Source organism: Terriglobia bacterium (assembly GCA_036496425.1).
Taxonomy (GTDB): domain Bacteria; phylum Acidobacteriota; class Terriglobia; order 20CM-2-55-15; family 20CM-2-55-15; genus 20CM-2-55-15.
Genome location: DASXLG010000022.1, coordinates 10,489 through 29,126 on the forward strand (window position 1 = coordinate 10,489; position 18,638 = coordinate 29,126).

The following is an 18,638-nucleotide window of genomic DNA, read 5'->3' on the forward strand; positions in this document are numbered from 1 at the left end:
GTCCGGGAGAGGTTTATCCATATGTTTTCAGCACTGCCGCCGAAACAAGGCCTGTACGACCCTCAATACGAGCACGACGCATGCGGTGTCGGCTTTGTGGTTGATATTGCAGGCCGTAAGTCCAACGACATCGTTCGGAGGTCGCTTCAAGTACTCGTAAACCTGGAGCATCGCGGCGCCAAAGGCTGCGAGGAAAACACAGGTGATGGGGCCGGAATTCTGATTCAGATTCCGCACGAGTTCCTGAAAGCGGAGTGCAGGAAACTGGGCTTCGAGCTGCCGTCGCCCGGCACTTACGGCGTCGGCATGGTCTGCCTTCCTCGCGACAACTATACGCAGCGCTGGTGCATGGAAATGATTGCCGCCGCCATCGAGCGCGCGGGACAGAAGGTCCTGGGCTGGCGCGATCTGCCGACGGACAATTCGCCGATCGGCGATTCGGCAAAGGCCGTGGAACCTGTGTTCAAGCAGGTCTTCGTTGAACGCAATCCATATCTGAAGACGGTCGACGATTTCGAGCGAAAGCTTTACCTGATCCGGAAACGCATCGAAAAGACGACCGGCGAGCTGTATTTCGGCAGTTTCTCGGCCCGGACTCTCGTCTATAAGGGAATGCTTTCGGCCGGGCAGATGGCAGTTTACTTCCCGGACCTGGTCGATCCGCGGATCACCTCGGCTCTGGCTGTCGTTCACCAGCGGTTCAGCACGAACACGTTTCCGAGCTGGTCGCTGGCGCACCCGTTCCGCTACATCTCGCATAACGGCGAAATCAACACGCTGCGCGGCAACATCAACTGGATGAAAGCGCGCGAGGCGCTGTTTCAATCGGAGTTGTTCGGTGAAGAGGTCAAGGACCTGCTTCCGGTGATCGTCGATGGCGGCAGCGATTCCTCCATGTTCGACAACGCCCTCGAAATGCTCGTTATGACGGGCCGTTCGCTTCCTCAAGCCATGATGATGCTCATTCCGGAAGCGTGGGACGGCCACGAGACGATGAGCGACGAGAAAAAGGCCTTCTATGAATATCATTCGTGCCTGATGGAGCCGTGGGACGGTCCGGCCTCGATGGTGTTCAGCGATGGCGTTGTCATTGGAGCCACGCTGGACCGCAATGGACTGCGTCCGTCGCGTTATTACGTCACCAAAGACGGCCTTGTCGTGATGGCGTCGGAAGTCGGCGTTCTCGATATTCCCGCGGAAAATATTCTGCTCAAAGGCCGTTTGCAGCCCGGCAAGATGTTGCTGATCGACACCGTGCAGGGCCGCATCATCGACGACGCCGAACTGAAGCACAAGATCGCCAGTGAACACCCTTATCGCCAGTGGCTGAATGAAAATGTCGTCCGGCTGGCGGATCTGCCCGGCCATCCGGTGCCGGAACCCGATCACGCGACAGTACTGCTGCGGCAGCAGGTGTTCGGCTACACCCATGAGGATCTGCGGATCCTGATGGCGCCGATGGCCAGGAACGGCGAAGAGGCCATCGGGTCCATGGGCACGGACACGCCGCTGGCGGTCCTTTCGGACAAGCAGCCGTTGCTCTACAACTATTTCAAGCAGCTGTTCGCGCAGGTCACGAACCCGCCTCTGGACGCGATCCGGGAGGAACTCGTCACTTCGATGTCCACTGCGCTCGGCCCGGAGAAGAACCTTCTGAAGCCGGAACCCGAGAGCTGCCACATGATCAAGATTCTGTCGCCGATCATGGACAACGACGATCTCGAGAAGCTGCGGAACATTTCCGTCAAAGGCTTCCGCTCTGTAACGTTGCCCATGTGTTTCAAGGCATCGGAGGGCGGCGAAGGCATGCGCCGCGCGCTTCAGGATTTATTTGAAACAGCGACTATTGCCATCCGGTCCGGGGCAACGATTCTGATCCTGTCGGACCGGCAGATCGACAAAGACTTCGCTCCGATTCCGAGCCTGCTGGCGACGTCCGGTCTGCACCACCATCTGGTACGCGAGGGTTCCCGCACCAAAGCCACGCTCATTGTGGAAACGGGCGATGCGCGTGAAGTGCACCACTATTGCCTGCTGATCGGCTACGGCGCTTCCGCCGTCAATCCGTATCTGGCCTTCGAAACGCTTGACGACATGATCCGCTTGCATCTGCTTACCGGAATCGATCACCAGAAAGCGGTGAATCACTACACCAAGGCCGTCAAGAAGGGCGTGCTCAAGGTGATGTCGAAGATGGGGATTTCCACGCTCCAGAGTTACCGTGGGGCGCAGATCTTCGAAGCCGTCGGACTCGATCAGAAATTCGTCGATACGTACTTTACGAACACGCCTTCACGCATCGGCGGCGTCGCCCTGGACGACATTGCCGCGGAGACTCTCGAACGCCATCGCTGCGCGTTTCCCGCGCGCCCTGTCCGTCTTCCGGATCTCGACTGGGGCGGCCAGTATCAGTGGCGGCAGGACGGCGAGTACCATATGTACAATCCCGAGTCGATCCATAAGCTGCAGTACTCGACCCGGTCGAACAACTACAAAATCTTCAAGGAATACAGCCAGATCATCAACACGCACAGCCAGAAGCTGTGCACGCTGCGCGGGTTGATGGATCTCAAATTCGCCGCGACACCGGTTCCGCTCGACGCAGTCGAAGCGGTGGAGTCGATCATGAAACGATTCGCCACCGGCGCCATGTCGTTCGGATCGATCAGCAAAGAAGCACATGAAACCGTTGCGATCGCGATGAATCGCATCGGGGGACGCAGCAATACAGGCGAAGGCGGCGAAGATCCGGCCCGCTACATCCTCGATGAGAACGGCGACTCGCGCTGCAGCGCGATCAAACAGGTCGCATCGGCTCGCTTCGGAGTCACCAGCCAGTACCTGGTCAGCGCCAATGAATTGCAGATCAAGATGGCTCAGGGCGCGAAACCCGGCGAAGGCGGACAATTGCCCGGCCACAAGGTGGACGAGGTCATCGCGCGCGTTCGCCATTCCACGCCGGGCGTGGGATTGATTTCGCCGCCGCCGCATCACGATATTTATTCGATCGAAGATCTGGCGCAGCTGATCTACGACCTCAAGAACTCGAACCCGCGCGCGCGGATCAGCGTCAAGCTGGTTTCGGAAGTCGGCGTTGGGACGATTGCTGCCGGTGTGGCCAAGGCGCACGCGGACGTCGTCCTGATTTCGGGCGACAGCGGTGGCACAGGCGCGTCGCCGGTAACGAGCATCAAACATGCGGGCATCCCATGGGAACTCGGTCTGGCGGAGACGCACCAGGTTCTTGTCCAGAACAACCTGCGAGGCCGCATCGTCGTGCAGACCGACGGTCAGTTGAAGACCGGCCGTGACGTTGTGATTGCCGCGCTCCTGGGCGCGGAAGAGTTCGGCTTTGCCACATCGGCGCTGATTGTGTCGGGCTGCATCATGATGCGGGTCTGCCACCTCAATACCTGCCCGGTCGGTGTTGCGACGCAGGATCCCGTATTGCGGCAGAAGTTCACCGGCAAACCCGAATACATCGTCAATTACTTCCGAATGATTGCCGAGGAAGTCCGTGAACTGATGGCGCAGCTGGGCTTCCGGACCGTCGATGAAATGGTCGGCCGCCGTGACCGCCTCGACACGCAGAATGCCGTCGAACACTGGAAGGCGAAGAAGCTGGATCTGACTCCGGTTCTTCACATGGCCCCGGTTCCCGCAAATGTGCCGACCCGGCGCGTACAGAGCCAGGATCACGGCCTCGAAAAGGCGCTCGACAACCGGATCATGGAACTGGCGAAAGACGCGCTCGAACACAAAAGGCCCGTCGAGTTGCAGCTTCAGATCCGGAATGCGAACCGGACCGTCGGCACCATCCTCGGCAGCGAGGTGACACGCCGTTACGGAGTCGAAGGCCTGCCGGAAGACACCATTCGAGTTCGCTTCACCGGCTCCGCCGGTCAGAGCTTCGGCGCATTTCTGCCGCATGGCATCAGCCTGACACTGGAAGGCGATGCGAACGACTACTTCGGCAAGGGTCTCTCGGGCGGCCGGCTGATGGTATTTCCACCGGCGGCCGCAACGTTTAAAGCCGAACAGAACATCATCATCGGCAACGTCGCGCTGTATGGCGCGACTTCCGGTGAAGCGCTCATCCGGGGTGTTGCCGGAGAACGCTTCGCCGTCCGGAACAGCGGCGCTGTTGCCGTCGTCGAGGGCGTCGGAGACCATGGCTGCGAGTACATGACCGCGGGACGCGTCGTTGTCCTCGGCAGGACCGGGCGGAATTTTGCCGCGGGCATGAGCGGCGGCGTCGCTTACGTCGTCGACGAAGAAGGCGATTTCGCGCAACGCTGCAATCTTCAGATGGTCGACCTTGAAGCCATCGAGGATCCGCAGGAAGAAGCCTTCGTGCGCGGTTTGATCGCGCGCCATGCGGATCTGACGCAGAGCGAACGCGCAAAACAGATTCTGGGCAACTGGTCTTACTTCCGTGAAAAGCTGGTAAAGGTTATGCCTCTCGACTATCGGCGTGTCCTCGCAGAGAAGAAAGAGCAGGCGGGAAAGACATTCGCGATGGTGCAACATGGGTAATCCAACAGGTTTTCTTGAAATCGGCAGAGTCAACTTCGAACGGCGGCCGGTCGACGAGCGTATTCACGACTGGAAGGAAGTCTACAAAGACTTTCCGGAGGACAAGCTCAAAGCGCAAGCCTCGCGCTGCATGGATTGCGGCATTCCGTTCTGCCACCAGGGCTGCCCTCTCGGCAACATCATTCCCGACTGGAACGATCTCGTGTACCGCGACCAGTGGCAGGAAGCGCTGTATCGTCTGCTCGCGACCAACAACTTTCCCGAGTTCACCGGCCGCATCTGCCCGGCGCCCTGCGAAGGTTCCTGCGTGCTCGGCATCAACGCGGACCCGGTCACAATCAAAAACATCGAAGTCAGCATCATCGACCGCGCTTTTAAAGAAGGTTTGATTCGCGCCCGCCGGCCCAAAATCCGGACGGGCCGCGCTGTCGCGGTGGTGGGTTCAGGTCCCGCAGGTCTGGCGGCGGCGGCTCAATTGAATCAGGCAGGCCATTGGGTCACCGTATTCGAGCGTGCGGATCGTGTGGGGGGGTTGCTGCGATACGGCATTCCCGAATTCAAAATGGAGAAGCGCGTCCTCGACCGCCGTCTGGATATCATGCACGAAGAAGGCATCATGTTCCGGACCAATGCCAATGTCGGCTTGAATGTCCCGGTGGAAGAACTCAAACGCGAATTCGACGCCATTCTTCTTGCCGGCGGCTCCACAGCGCCGCGCGATCTGTGGGTGCCGGGCCGCGAGTTAAGCGGCATTCACTTCGCAATGGAGTATCTGCCACTCCAGAACAAACGCTGCGAAGGCGACGAAATCGCGGATTCGGCGTTCATCACGGCCAAAGATAAACACGTCGTCATCATCGGCGGTGGCGACACTGGAGCCGACTGCCTGGGAACGGCCCACCGTCAAGGCGCCCGCTCGATTGTCCAGTTTGAACTCCTGCCAAAGCCGCCGGCCGAACGCGCCGCGGACAATCCCTGGCCGAACTGGCCCAATATATTCCGCACCTCTTCAGCGCACGAGGAAGGCGGCGGCCGGGAGTTCTGCGTTCTCACCAAGACCTTTACCGGCCGTGACGGGCGCGTCGCGCAACTCCATGCGGTGCATGTCGAGTTCGAAGGGCGGAACATGAAGGAAGTGCCCGGTTCCGAGTTCACATTGGACGCCGATCTCGTTCTGCTGGCCATGGGCTTCCTTGGCCCTGAGCGCCGAGGGATGCTGGATCAACTCGGCGTTGCCATCAACGAGCGCGGCAATGTCACCACCAACGCGGAGAAGATGACGAGCGTGCCGGGCATCTTCGCGGCAGGCGACATGGCCCGCGGCCAATCCCTGGTCGTGTGGGCCATCCGTGAAGGCCGCCAGGCTGCGAAATTCGTCGACAAATTTCTGATGGGCCGTTCGGACCTTCCGTAATGATTGTGATGAAGTTCGGCGGCACGTCGGTGGAGGACGCTGCCGCCATTGACCGTTCCTGCGGCATTGTCGGCGAGCGCATCTCGAAAAAACCTTTCGTCGTGGTGTCCGCGTTGGGCGGCGCGACCAACGGACTGCTCGAAGCCGGCAGCTTTGCCGCGCGCGGCGAGGTCGGAAAGGCGATGACGATTGCCGACCGTCTCGAATACCGGCACACAGAACTCCTGCCCTCGACCGAAGAACATTTCGTGCGTCTGCGCGAGTTGCTGAAAGCCCTTGGAGCCATCGGCGAATTTTCAACCCGCACACAGGATTTAATCGCATCGTATGGCGAGGCTCTGTCTTCGTTGATTTTCGTGGATCGGCTGAAGCGGCTGGGATTCGATGCGGCCCATATTGACGCGCGGCAATGCCTCGTCACGGACGATCGTTTCGGCAAAGCGGCGCCGCTGATGGATGTCACAACATCACGTCTGGAAGAAGCGTCCAGGTCTCATCTTGATGCCGGCCGTGTCGTGGTGATGGGCGGCTACATTGGAACAACCCTCGGGGGCACGGTCACCACGCTTGGCCGCGGCGGCTCCGATTATTCGGCGGCGATCGCCGGCGCCGCGCTTCATGCCGAAGAGATTCAGATCTGGACGGACGTCGACGGCATGATGACCTCGGATCCGCGTATCGTGAACTCCGTGTGGAAAGTAAAAGAGATTTCTTTCGACGAAGCATCGGAACTCGCCTATTTCGGCGCCAAAGTTCTTCATCCATTGACCGTGCTGCCGGCTGTTGAAAAAAATATTCCGGTGTATATCCTCAATTCCAAAAAGCCGAAAGGCACCGGAACGCGCATCACGCGGGAAGCCCGGCCGTGCAGAAATCTCATCAAATCGATCGCCTGTAAACGGGGCATCACGGTCCTCACCGTGTCTTCGTCTCGAATGCTGATGGCGCACGGATTTTTGCGCGCGCTGTTCGAAGTGTTCGACCGGCATCACACTTCGGTCGATATGGTCGCAACCTCCGAAGTCTCCGTCTCGCTGACCCTGGACAATGTGTCGTCGCTCGAAGCGATTGCTCAGGACCTGAAACAGCTCGGAGACGTTGAAACCGCCTCGCACAAAGCGCTGATCTGCCTGGTGGGGAACAACTTGAAATACACGCCTGGCGTGGCGCGCAGAGCGTTCGGCGGCCTGGGCGACATCAACATTCTCATGGTCTCCCACGGCGCCTCAAACATCAATTTCAGCTTTCTGATCGACGAAAAAGACGCCAACGCCGCGATCCAGAAGCTGCACGCCGATTTTTTCAGTGAAGTTGATCCGGAAGTGTTCGAATTGCAAGGGTGAATCGGTGATATAGACATTCCCCGCCTTTTCAAGGCGGGGTGGCTGCGCCATCAAGAAATGGACCCGTTCCTTAGCGGCGCAGACGGGGCGGTTAGTCACTTCCATCAACAAATAACGTGGGCTACGCGGTTCGTTGACAACCGTTATTACTGCTTCGCCCTACCGGGCTCGTGCTTCGCCCCGCCCGAGCGGTCTAACGTTTGATCGCTCGGGCTCCCCGCCTTGGAAAGGCGGGGAATGTCGACCTCGCCGTTTTCCTGCTGAGCCGGTGACCCTACAATTGAAGCTTCCGCAGCCTCAACGCATTCGTGATAACAGAAACGGAACTGAACGTCATCGCGGCGCTGGCGATCATCGGACTCAGCAGCAAACCCAGCACGGGATAGAGAACGCCCGCTGCGATAGGTATTCCGACGATGTTGTAGATGAATGCGAGCCAGAGATTCTGCCGGATATTCTTCATCGTGGCGCGGCTCAACTCGCGGGCTCGAACAATTCCAAGCAGATCACCTTTAACCAGCGTGATTCCGGCGGTCTGCATCGCAACGTCGGTGCCGGTGCCCATGGCGATCCCGACGTCGGCTTGCGCCAGCGCCGGCGCGTCATTGATACCATCACCGGCCATCGCTACGGCGCGGCCTTCTTTCTGCAGTGCTTTGACGATGCCGCCCTTCGCTGCCGGCAGCACTTCTGCGCGCACGTCATCGATCCCGAGTTGTCTGGCAACGGTCTGGGCCGTCGTGCGGTTGTCGCCGGTGACCATGACGATCCGCAGATGCTCATGGTGCAGTTTAGCGATGGCTTCCGGGGTCGAGGGCTTCACCGCATCCGCGACACCGACGAGTCCCGCAAGCTTTCCTTCAACCACAAGAAACACAACGGTCTGGCCATCCTTGCGGAGCCTCTCGGCAGCATCGGCAAATCGTTCCGGCGAAACCCCGGCATCCTCCAGTATTCTCAAGTTTCCAAAAACGGCCGGTCGGCCATCGACCTTTGCCTGTACGCCCTTTCCGGTGACCGCCTGAAAATCCGTCGCAACCGAGAGTTTTAAACTCTGCCGGACGGCAGCATCGACAATCGCACTCGCGAGCGGATGTTCGCTGTTCCGTTCAATGCTTGCTGCCAGGCGAAGCAATTCCGTTTCGTTGAAGCCCTCGGCGGGCACCAGTGCCGCCACAGTGGGCTTCCCCTGGGTCAATGTTCCGGTCTTGTCGACAACCAGCGTATCGACCTTTTCCATAACCTCCAATGCTTCCGCATTCTGGATCAGCACACCGGCGGCCGCGCCCCGGCCGACACCGACCATGACCGACATTGGAGTGGCAAGACCAAGAGCGCACGGGCACGCAATGATGAGCACGGCCACCGCATTCAGCAGCGCGTGAGGCAGCCGCGGCGACGGCCCGATCGCCAGCCAGACGAAAAAGGTAATCACAGCCACCAACACAACGGCAGGCACAAAGAACGCGGACACGCGATCTGCCAGCTTCTGCACGGGCGCCCGGCTCCGTTGCGCCAGACCGACCATCGCGACGATTTGCGAGAGCAGTGTTTCGCGGCCCACCCGCTTCGCTCGCATCAGGAAGCTCCCGGTACCGTTGATCGTGCCACCAATGACCGGATCGCCTTTTGTCTTCTCAACCGGAATGGGCTCGCCGGAAATCATCGACTCATCGATAGCGCTGGCGCCCTCGACGACGGCGCCGTCGACCGGAACTTTTTCACCCGGCCGGACGCGCAACACATCTCCAACACGCACCTGATCCAGAGGGACATCCTTCTCCGGCCCGAACGGCGGTATGAAGCGGGCCGTCTTTGGAGCCAATCCCAGCAGAGCTTTGAGTGCCTCTCCTGTCCGGCTACGCGCGCGCAATTCAAGAACCTGCCCGAGGAGCACCAATGCGGTGATCACCGCAGACGCTTCAAAATAGACCGGAAGACCGGCGAACAGAGCGGCGACGCTATATCCGTACGCAGCACCCGTTCCGATACCGATCAGCGTAAACATGTTGAGGTTGCGATTGATCAGTGAAGCCACGGCCCGCTGAAAAAGCGGCCAGCCGGCCCACAGAACCGCCGGCGTCGCCAGAATGAACTGAACGGGACGCGCGGTTTCGGACATGCCCAGGATTAGGGTGGGAATGGCTAGAGTCGCGGCAACCCGGAACCGCCGCGTCATGTTCTTGAGTTCGGTATCCGGTTCGTCCTCCAGCGAAGGCATTTCCGGCTCGAGTGCCATACCGCATTTGGGGCACGCGCCTGGCGCAGTGGCGCGCACCTCCGGATCCATGGGACAGACGTAGGCGGAAACCTGCGGACGCTTTCCGGCCTCGCTTTCGCGGGACCGGGCGTCTCTATCTTCGCTGAGAAATTGTTCGGGATTGGCGCGGAATCGTTCGAGGCACCTGGGATTGCAGAAATAGTAGGTCTGGCCTTTGTACTCGTACTTGCCGGCGGCGGTCTCCGGCAGGACCGTCATGTGGCAAACTGGATCTATTTCAAACAACGAGCCCCTGCTTGGACTTTTTACGATGCGCCCGGTAGATGAAGTATCCGAACGCGCCGAACAGACAGTACGGCAAAATCAACATCATCAGAATGCCGCGATTCAGCCCCGCGGCTAGAGCTCTGCCTTCAGACGAGTTCTCCAGGGCGGAACGACAGAGCGAGCAGCCTTGAGCCCACAATTCGGGATGTAGTCCAATCATCAGTGCACCCGTATCAGATGAGTCGCAGTCCCCAGAGTCTCGGGGTAGGTGAACGAAAACATGATTATAGCAAGGATGAGAGGAACGAACGTCAGAAGAACCAGATTGATCCGTTCGTAACGCAGATGCATGAAGATCGCCGCAATGACCAGAATCTTCGCCAGGGTCGTACAGACCAGCAGAAAAGCTTTCAAGCTTTCGTTAATAGGCGCATAGCCCAGGCCCAGGGCGGTTGCCGTCAGGATAAGAAGCCATACCCACGTTTTGAAATACAGTCTGTAGTTTACGGGATGATGTTCTTGATCGTGATCGTGTTCGTGATCAGCCACAGATGATCTCCTTACATGAGGTAATAAAATGCAAAAACAAAAACCCAGACCACATCGATAAAGTGCCAATACAAGCCAGCGTTCTCGACCTGATCCGCCGAATACTTCCCGAGCGCCGCGCGTATCGCCACGATCGCCAGGATCGTCACACCGCTGAGGACGTGAAACCCGTGAAAGCCGGTGATCACAAAGAACGTCGCTGCGAACTGCGGCACTCCCCATGGATTATGGGTCAGGCGCGCGCCCTCTTCAATCAAATGACTCCATTCGAAAGCCTGGCACCCGAGAAATGCCAGCCCGCCGACGACCGTGAGCGCCATGAATCGAACTGCCAGTTTCGGGTTCGCCGCGCGGGCCGCTCCGACCGCCATCGCCATTACCGCGCTGGAGGAGATCAGAATGAAAGTCATGAGCGTGATCAACACCATGTTGAAGACTTCCGTCTGCTTCGGCCAGGCCGGGCTGATACGGCGCATGAATCCGTATGCGATCAAAAACGCGGCGAATGTCAGCGCGTCCGAAATGATGAAAATCCACATCATGAACTTGCTCCACGAGGTGCCGAACGGCGATTTTCCGCCGCCCCAGTTGGAAGCAAGTATCCGTTGTTGTTCAGCAGCGAGGCTGGAATCCATTCAGTTCAGATCTCCCACAAATTTGCGTTAAGACAACAACATCATCAGAAAAAGATAAATCCAGAGCGCATCCATCACGTGCCAATAGAGGGCGATAAGTTTGAGCGGTTCGTGATTGGCGACCGTCAGCCGGTCTTTCAATGCCTTCCCTAAAACGACCGACAGCCCGATCACTCCGCCTAGAAGGTGCACGCCATGGAGGCCGGATAAAATATAAAAGAAACTGCTCTGCAGCGTAGACGGCAGATACACGCCTTCATTGACCAGTTGCTTCCACACCGCCAGTTGTCCAACAAGGAACCCAAGACCCAGAACGCCGCCGACGCTCAGCCAGCGCTTCATGCTCGCGGCGTCCTTCCGCTGGATCGCTTTTCGCGACAATTCAAGCGCGACGCTGCTCATCAGCAATACCGCGGTATTCGGCCACAACAGCCACGGCAACTCGATGTTCTGCCAGGTTGGCTGACCGCGCAGCACGATATACGCGCTCGACAGTCCGGCGAACAGCATGAGGATCGCCGTGAGCAGAATCCAGGTTGCGATTTGTCCCTTCGATACCGGGAACGAAGATTCCGGATCTCCGGAACCGCCATCGCCGCCCCGATCTGCGGGCGGAGGTGGCGGCAGGATGATTTCTTTTCGTTCTTCAACTAACGTCGGCATGGAATTCTCTTTTAATGTTTCGCCGTCGCGGTTGCAGGAACCGTCTGCGGAATGAAGTCTTCTTTCTCTCCGGGCACGCTGTAGTCAAAGGGCCAGCGATGCACCACAGGAAGCTCTTCTCCAAAGTTACCATGGCCCGTCGGGCAGGGCACGGTCCATTCAAGGCCGGTGGCCTGCCACGGGTTGTTGTCCAGCGCCCGCTTCCCGGCGAAAATGCTGATAAAGAAGTTGAGCAGGAAAATGAGCTGAGAGGCTCCCAGCACGAAGGCGGCTAATGTGATGAAAACGTTAACCGGCTGCTGCGCCTGCAGGAATAAGTACTGCGTCGGATCATAGATGCGCCGCATCTGGCCCCCGATACCCAGGATATGCATCGGGAAAAACACGCAATAGGCGCCAATGAAACTCAGCCAGAAATGGGCTTTGCCCAGCGTTTCGTTCATAAACCGGCCGAACATTTTGGGGAACCAGAAATAGATTCCACCGAATGCGGCAAACAACGGCGCGATGGCCATGACGAGATGGAAGTGCGCCACGACGAAGTAGGTATCTTGAAGTTGTATATCCGCTGCCGATGTCCCGAGGAATATTCCGCTCAGGCCCCCGCTGACAAACATCGACACGAATCCTATGGAGAACAGGCCCGCGGCAGTGAAGCGGATACGGGCACCCCAGACCGTACCTAACCAATTAAAGGTTTTCACAGCGGAGGGAACCGCAATCAACAATGTCGTGAGCGTAAAGACCGATCCGAGGAATGGATTCATTCCGCTGACGAACATATGGTGGCCCCAGACGATAAAACTCAGAGCGGCGATGGCCACCATCGAATAGACCATCATCCGATAGCTGAAAATCGGCTTCCTGCAGAACGTCGACAGAATGTCGGAAGCCATGCCCATGGCCGGCAGAACCACGATGTAAACTTCAGGATGTCCGAAGAACCAGAACAGGTGCTGCCAGAGCAGAGGATGACCGCCGGAGTGATCGACCGGCAGACCGTTCATGATCACGCCCGCCGGGACAAAGAAGCTCGTTCCGCCCACGCGATCGAACGTCAGCAGAATAGCGGCGCCCAGCAACACGGGAAACGCAAGCAGACCAAGCACGGACGTAACCAGCAGCGACCACTGAGTCAGGGGAAGCCTCATCATCGAGAGGCCGCGGGTGCGCATCGTCAGGATCGTCGTGATGTAATTCAGACCGCCCATCAATCCCGAGGCGCTGAACAGCGCGATTGCGGTAATCCATAAGGTCACGCCGGTACCTTGTCCAGGCGCCGCCGCGGGAAGTGCGCTGAGTGGCGCGTAGGACGTCCAGCCTCCCATCGGTGCTCCGGTCTGCACAAACAATGCGGAGAAAATCACGACACAGGAAACCAGAAATATCCAGTACGACAGCGCGTTCAGGAATGGGAACGCCATGTCTCGCGCGCCGATCTGCAGCGGAATCAGGAAATTTCCAAAGCCCCCGGTCAGCACAGCTGTAAAAAGGAAGAAGACCATGATGGTGCCGTGCATCGTGACGAGCGAAATGTAGAATTCGGGCGCCATGATGCCGCCCGCCCACGCCGTAGGGAAGAGCTTGGCCATATTCGGAGACAGCGTCGTCGGCCACGCGAGCTGATACCGCATCAGCATGGACAGAAAACCGCCGACAACAGCCATTGCCATCGCGGTGATCATGTATTGAATGCCGATGATCTTATGATCCGTACTGAAAATATATTTCCGGATAAAGCCCAGCTCGTGGTGGGTATGCTCGGCTGTGTGGGACTCGCTCATGATTCCCCTTTCATCTATTCAGGCTGCGCGCTTGCGCTACTGTTTACCGGCTTCTTCCAGCCATTTATTAAATGCGTCCTGCGACTCGTCGACTGTGAAGGCCGCCTTCATTCGATAGTGTCCGAGACCGCACAGTTCAGCGCATGCGACCTCATATTGTCCCGTAAGGGTCGGCGTAAACCATACCTCGATAGCCATGCCGGGAACGGCATCCTGCTTCATGCGGAAATTCGGAAGGAAGAAGCTATGAATGACATCCTTCGAGCGCAACTGGACCCGAACCGGCTTGCCGACAGGCGCGTGCATGACGCCGATGCTCAAGACGTCGTCTTTGGCATTCGGATCGCTCCGGTCCAGACCAATCGGGTTCGTGCCCGTGATGAGTTTCGTATCTGTGCGGCCGAATTGGCCGTCCGGCCCGGCGTAATGGAAGTTCCATGCGAACTGTTCGCCGGTAACTTGAATGATGGTCGCATTCTTGGGAGCATCGGCAAAATAGATCGAAGCCCAGACCCGCTGCCCCATAAATACAAGGACCGTCAGGATTACTGCTGTCAGGATCAGTAAAAATGCTTCGGCTTTGGGATTGTCGTGCCAGTATTCGGCCCGTTCCGTTCCACTTTCCCCATATCGTGCCACGAAGTAACCGAGCGCGCCCTGAACCAATATAAAGGCGATACCGCTGACGACCAGCACCGCCATGAACAGGCTGTCTATTTTTGCGCCGTGCTCGGAAGCCAGTTTCGGAAACCAAAAGGGTTGTGCAATAAAGAAATAAAGCGAGACAATGATGAGAACAAGAAGCAAACCGGCCAGTACGACCCCGCTCAGGGTTATCCGACCTGGCCCTGTGCCATCGGCCATCTGAATTCCCTCCTAAAGGTAGGAACCGAACCACGGACGCAAAGCAAATCAGGAATTTAGCAAAAGCGTTAGGTGACGTAAACCACAAAGGTGGTTTAACCTTAATTTATGCCTTCGAGAGCGGCCACTGCAGAACCGGAAGTCGACAACGACACTTCCATTCAACTGCAGCCCTTGTATCACGTCATCCTGCTGAACGATGACGACCACACCTATGACTACGTCATCGAAATGCTGGAAAAGATCTTCGGCTTTTCCGAATCGAAAGCGCTCTCGCATGCGGTCGACGTGGATACCCACGGCACGACCATCCTGCTGACGTGTGAACTCGAAAAGGCCGAACAGAAGCGCGACCTGATCCATAGCTATGGCCCGGACTGGCGGTTACCGCGTTCATTGGGGTCCATGGCGGCGATTGTGGAACCGGCGGCAAGCTGAGACGAGACGAAGCGGAAGGAACCTACGGATAATTGCGGATTTTCTTCGCTAGTTTCCGGATCTCCTCCGCCGACAGCACCTTCTCGTCGACCATTCCCAGCAGAAACTGATCCACCGATCCCGCACAGAACCGGTCGATGATCTGCCGGACCGCGCGTGCCGCGACGCTGAGTTGCGGCACTTTCGCCCGGTACACGAAGACCTTTCCTGCCAACTTGTGGCCGAGATAGCCCCGCGCCTCCAGCCGCCGCAGCAGCGTTCTGACCGTTGGGTCCTTCAATGTATGCCGCGGTTTCAGCGATTCCCGGACCTCCTCGGAAGTCGCCGAGCCTTTCGACCAGATGAAATTCAGAATCGCCTGCTGCAGATCCGTAAGCGGACGCCGGTGAGTGTTACTCCTTGGCATGTGACGAACTGTAACATGCATTCACATCTCCCGCAAGCCGGAGTCGACATGGTGTGTGGTCGCGACGCCGCGGACGCCATTCGTCGTTTCAGTAACCATTTACCCTCCCGGCGGCCGGCTCGGGCGGCATCAATGTCGACTTCCCGCTTACTGTTCAATGGACGCGTCGATCCAATCGACACAGCGTTGTGGGTCGACTAGCCGCGAAGCAGGTTTAGCCGCAGATGACGCGGATGACGCAGATGGGCGCTTCAATAAGTCTTTTTCAGCGCCGATCTGCGTCATCCGCGTCATCTGCGGCTAAACAACTTTGACGGAGCCGTGGTAATTCGTCGCTAAGGGGGTTGACTATCTCACCGTTTAGCGTATCCTTATAGGCGGCGTAAAGAAATCGCCAAAATTCAAATGTTCGGTAGCTCCTTGTCTAATCGGTTGTCGATTGTTCCTTGATCCCACCGCAAAGCCCCGGAAGTTCCCTTACAAGATTAGGAAAATAAATGTCGAAAAAAATATTTGTTGGAAATCTGTCGTTTCAAACCACAGAAAGCGATCTCACTAACGCATTCGCGCAGCACGGCAGTGTCGAAGCGGTGGCGATCATCACGGACCGCGATACAGGCCGATCCAAAGGCTTTGGATTCGTGACGATGACGGATGGCGCAGACCAGGCAATTGCCCAGTTGAGCGGCTCCGAACTCAATGGCCGAACGTTGACGGTGAACGAAGCCAAGCCCATGGTAAAGAGGGACTTCGGCGGCGGCGGCGGCGGCGGTCGAGGCGGCGGTGGTGGTGGACGCGGTCGTTACTAACGAACGCGCTCCTGATTGAATCAAAAGGGGACAGGTCACCGAAAAGAAGTGACCTGTCCCCTTTTTTTGATTCCGATGGTTCGGGCGCTCAGTCGCCGCGGCCGCCGCGCTGTCCTCTTGCTCCTCCGCCTCCGAATGGAGGATAGGTGCGGGGATTCAAAATGTGGCGGTCGATAAAGAAGTCGGCCAATTGTGCGGAGAGGACTGCGAATTCGGGATTGCTGTCGAACGCATGCGGCACGCCTTCAAAGGCGTGGAATTCCACGGGAACCTTCGCGTCCTGAAACTGCTGTACCAGCTTCCTGCTGCTTTCGATCGGAATCGTGACATCCTTCATCCCGTGGAAAATCGCAATGGGCGGAAAACCTGACGCGATATAAGTGGTCGAATTGGCGGCTTTCCGTGCCGCCTCATCGCTGCCCGCGGGCAACATGCTGGCCGTAACGTTCGTCGCCGGATAGTACGCAAGGCAGACCGCAACCTTCGTGCTGACGCCCGCATTGCCGCCTGTACCTTCGAATTCAGGACGATCACCGGTGCCCGCCGTGAAGAGCGCATGGTAGCCGCCGGCCGAGTAACCGACGACACCGATGCGCTGCGGATCGATGCCGAGAGTCTTCGCGTGGGCGCGGACCCAGCGAATGGAGGCCTTGGCATCGTGAATCAAAGCGGGGTAACCGGCCTGTCCCGCGAGACGATACTGAGCCGCAATCGCCACGTATCCTCGCGCTGCAAACGGCTTGATCCTTTCAGCAAGCGACTCTTTGTTTCCGCCGGTAAATCCGCCGCCATGAAAATGGATCGTCGCCATTTGTTTGGCCGTCACTCCTGCAGGCGGGCGGTAGATATCGAGTTTCAGATCCATGTCGCCGCCTTTGCCGTAAATGACATCGCTCTCGACAGTGACCTTGCTCTGCGACGGTTCGGGAACCTGCACCGCCGCGCTCAACACCGGCACCGCCGAACCCGCCAGCGCCGCTCCAATGAAACCCCGTCTGCCCATGTCGCTCATCTCATCCTCCGGTAGTGTGAAAGTGCCATAACTATAGACTGCGCTTCATGGGATTCCAAACTGTCACTACCATATGGAGGCAATAATTCGCGAAGCAACTGGAGAGGGTGAATGGATCTGTAAAGGACGCGTCTAATTTCATAAGAGGGTGCTCATATGAACAGATTAATCAAAAACGCCATTTTCGGTGCCATTGGCGGAGTTGCGGGGACAGCGGTCATCGGCCAGGCTATGGGGATTCTGTCGAAACTTCAGCCGGAAAAGGACAGGAAACTGGAAGAGCAGCTGATCTCAGAGAACCCGACGGAAAAGCTCGCTCGCGTCGTGGTCGAGGATGCTCTCGGAATCCGCATAAGCGGCGAGACAAAATCTGCGCTTGGGCAGGCGGTCCGCTGGGGCTACGGCATCGGCTGGGGAGCCGTCTATGGAATTCTACGAAACGAATTTCCTGTGATGGCGAAAGCCGGAGGGCTCCCTTTCGGGATTGGCCTTTCGCTTTTAGGCTGGACGGTGTTGCTGCCTATGTTCAATCTGACGCCGCCACCGCAAAAATTGCCCGTGAGCACACATGCTCAAGGACTCGTCAGTCATTATGCGTATGCGGCGGCTGTGGAAGGTGTGTGCCGGCTCTGCAATACGGTGGAGCAGGCTGCCACAGGCGCTCCGCAACGAACCAAGCCGGAATTGCGGCGGGTTTCATAATCGCGCCCGCGCCAAACGTTACACGACACCCTTCGAACACCACTCGCGGATGACGTAACTGGCAGATCAGCCGATTTCGTAGCAAACTAGAGTTGATATGCTGACGTCCTACATTCAAGCCGCCATGAAGCGGGCCCACTATGAAATCCTTACTGACGACGGGACCTTTTACGGTGAGATTCCCGGTTTCGACGGGGTTCTTGCGAATGCCGGTACGTTGGAGGAATGCCGGGAGTAATTGGCAGAAGTGCTGGAAGAATGGCTCCTTGTGCGCATCTCCCGGAGGTTTACGTTACCCGTGATCGATGGTCTTTCTCTTTCTGTCAAAGAAGTTGTGTAGTGCCACCTTTTGGACCGACCAAGCGAAAGGATCTGCTCCACTATTTGAAAAGACTCGGCTTTGAAGGCCCTATTTCCGGTGACAAACATGAGTTTCTTGTAAAGGGATCGCTCGTTCTTACGATTCCGAACTCGCACGGTTCAGACATCGGAAAGAAGCTCCTCACGAAGATCCTCCGTCAAGCGGGAGTTGATCGCAAGGATTGGAAAAGCTCTAACCGCAGGATGGACAGAGAGCGAACTGCGCTAGTCCCGGCTCCCAGAGCTCACCTTACCCGCTGCCGCGCTGCGGCTCATTCATGGATGGATTCCTCTTTGTCTAATTGAAGAAAGATCTCTTCAGCTGCGGCGACAAATGATTCGTCAGAGAGTTCTGGTAGGTCGAGAGCGAGTGATCGCTTTATGATTTCAGAAGCCGCCTCCGCTTCTCTGCCTCGGGGAGCCGCTCGAAGGAATTTAATAGTTCCTCGACGGACCTTCTCATAACTTCAACCTCCCCGCCATTATGGCTTGCCCTTCGGCGCTAATGAAGAATGACCAGTTGGTGCTTGCCAGAAGTGCGCGGCAGTAGGAACAGGATTTGGAACGGTACCCGATTGGTTGGTTATGGATAGCGTCATCCACGCCGCAGGCGTGTGTTTCGGAGCAGGAAGCTG

General features: G+C 57.7%; 16 protein-coding genes and 1 pseudogene. 8 read left to right on the top strand and 9 right to left on the bottom strand.

The genetic code is table 11. The annotated features are described in order from the left end of the window. Nucleotides 1-21: 21 nt before the first annotated feature. Genes gltB through lysC form a run of 3 tightly spaced genes read left to right on the top strand, consistent with a single transcriptional unit; the run spans nt 22 to nt 7,293 of the window. Nucleotides 22-4,536: a glutamate synthase large subunit gene (gene gltB / locus VGK48_01705; GenBank protein ID HEY2379873.1), complete on the top strand. Its 4,515-nt coding sequence runs from the start codon at nt 22-24 to the stop codon at nt 4,534-4,536. Further along, on the top strand, nt 4,529-5,950 hold the full coding sequence (locus VGK48_01710) for a glutamate synthase subunit beta (protein ID HEY2379874.1): 1,422 nt from the start codon (nt 4,529-4,531) through the stop codon (nt 5,948-5,950). The genes gltB and VGK48_01710 overlap by 8 nt, the downstream gene beginning before the upstream one ends. Continuing rightward, nucleotides 5,950-7,293, top strand: coding sequence for a lysine-sensitive aspartokinase 3 (lysC, locus tag VGK48_01715; GenBank protein ID HEY2379875.1), 1,344 nt, complete (start codon nt 5,950-5,952; stop codon nt 7,291-7,293). The genes VGK48_01710 and lysC overlap by 1 nt, the downstream gene beginning before the upstream one ends. 274 nt (nt 7,294-7,567) lie before the next feature. Here lysC and VGK48_01720 read toward each other — a convergent pair whose 3' ends face one another. From VGK48_01720 to coxB, 7 genes are read right to left on the bottom strand one after another with little or no spacing between them, the layout of a single operon-like run. Continuing rightward, the gene (locus VGK48_01720; protein HEY2379876.1) at nt 7,568-9,826 is read right to left on the bottom strand and encodes a heavy metal translocating P-type ATPase; all 2,259 of its coding nucleotides are present in this window, start codon (nt 9,824-9,826) and stop codon (nt 7,568-7,570) included. Then, nucleotides 9,792-10,001, bottom strand: a complete 210-nt coding sequence (locus VGK48_01725) for a hypothetical protein (protein ID HEY2379877.1) — start codon at nt 9,999-10,001, stop codon at nt 9,792-9,794. Before VGK48_01725 ends, VGK48_01720 begins: the two co-directional genes overlap by 35 nt. Then, nucleotides 10,001-10,330, bottom strand: a complete 330-nt coding sequence (locus tag VGK48_01730; protein ID HEY2379878.1) for a cytochrome C oxidase subunit IV family protein — start codon at nt 10,328-10,330, stop codon at nt 10,001-10,003. The genes VGK48_01725 and VGK48_01730 overlap by 1 nt, the downstream gene beginning before the upstream one ends. Nucleotides 10,331-10,341: 11 nt before the next feature. Beyond that, nucleotides 10,342-10,965 (bottom strand): cytochrome c oxidase subunit 3, encoded by a 624-nt coding sequence (locus VGK48_01735; GenBank protein HEY2379879.1) that lies wholly within the window; start codon nt 10,963-10,965, stop codon nt 10,342-10,344. A 27-nt stretch (nt 10,966-10,992) separates the two neighbouring features. Next, complete coding sequence (locus VGK48_01740; protein ID HEY2379880.1) at nt 10,993-11,628, bottom strand: cytochrome c oxidase subunit 3; 636 nt, start codon at nt 11,626-11,628, stop codon at nt 10,993-10,995. Between the two features lie 11 nt (nt 11,629-11,639). Beyond that, on the bottom strand, nt 11,640-13,412 hold the full coding sequence (locus VGK48_01745) for a cbb3-type cytochrome c oxidase subunit I (protein HEY2379881.1): 1,773 nt from the start codon (nt 13,410-13,412) through the stop codon (nt 11,640-11,642). A 36-nt stretch (nt 13,413-13,448) separates the two neighbouring features. After that, entirely contained in the window at nt 13,449-14,276 is an 828-nt protein-coding gene (coxB, locus tag VGK48_01750) for a cytochrome c oxidase subunit II (GenBank protein HEY2379882.1), read from the bottom strand. Between the two features lie 108 nt (nt 14,277-14,384). Here coxB and VGK48_01755 point away from each other — a divergent pair, with 108 nt between their 5' ends. Next, nucleotides 14,385-14,714 (top strand): ATP-dependent Clp protease adaptor ClpS, encoded by a 330-nt coding sequence (locus VGK48_01755; GenBank protein HEY2379883.1) that lies wholly within the window; start codon nt 14,385-14,387, stop codon nt 14,712-14,714. Nucleotides 14,715-14,736: 22 nt separating this feature from the next. On the opposite strand, the gene VGK48_01760 is transcribed toward VGK48_01755, so the two are convergent. After that, nucleotides 14,737-15,120: a BlaI/MecI/CopY family transcriptional regulator gene (locus VGK48_01760; protein ID HEY2379884.1), complete on the bottom strand. Its 384-nt coding sequence runs from the start codon at nt 15,118-15,120 to the stop codon at nt 14,737-14,739. Between the two features lie 497 nt (nt 15,121-15,617). Here VGK48_01760 and VGK48_01765 point away from each other — a divergent pair, with 497 nt between their 5' ends. Then, complete coding sequence (locus VGK48_01765) at nt 15,618-15,929, top strand: RNA-binding protein (protein ID HEY2379885.1); 312 nt, start codon at nt 15,618-15,620, stop codon at nt 15,927-15,929. Nucleotides 15,930-16,017: 88 nt separating this feature from the next. Here VGK48_01765 and VGK48_01770 read toward each other — a convergent pair whose 3' ends face one another. Continuing rightward, entirely contained in the window at nt 16,018-16,941 is a 924-nt protein-coding gene (locus tag VGK48_01770; GenBank protein ID HEY2379886.1) for an alpha/beta hydrolase, read from the bottom strand. A gap of 156 nt (nt 16,942-17,097) precedes the next feature. Between VGK48_01770 and VGK48_01775 the strand changes: the two genes are divergently transcribed. From VGK48_01775 to VGK48_01785, 3 genes and pseudogenes are all read left to right on the top strand, one after another. Next, complete coding sequence (locus tag VGK48_01775) at nt 17,098-17,643, top strand: DUF1440 domain-containing protein (protein ID HEY2379887.1); 546 nt, start codon at nt 17,098-17,100, stop codon at nt 17,641-17,643. Between the two features lie 97 nt (nt 17,644-17,740). Continuing rightward, nucleotides 17,741-17,983, top strand: a pseudogene (locus VGK48_01780) (type II toxin-antitoxin system HicB family antitoxin). Next, the gene (locus VGK48_01785; protein HEY2379888.1) at nt 17,902-18,309 is read left to right on the top strand and encodes a type II toxin-antitoxin system HicA family toxin; all 408 of its coding nucleotides are present in this window, start codon (nt 17,902-17,904) and stop codon (nt 18,307-18,309) included. The pseudogene VGK48_01780 and the gene VGK48_01785 overlap by 82 nt, the downstream one beginning before the upstream one ends. Nucleotides 18,310-18,638: the final 329 nt, after the last annotated feature.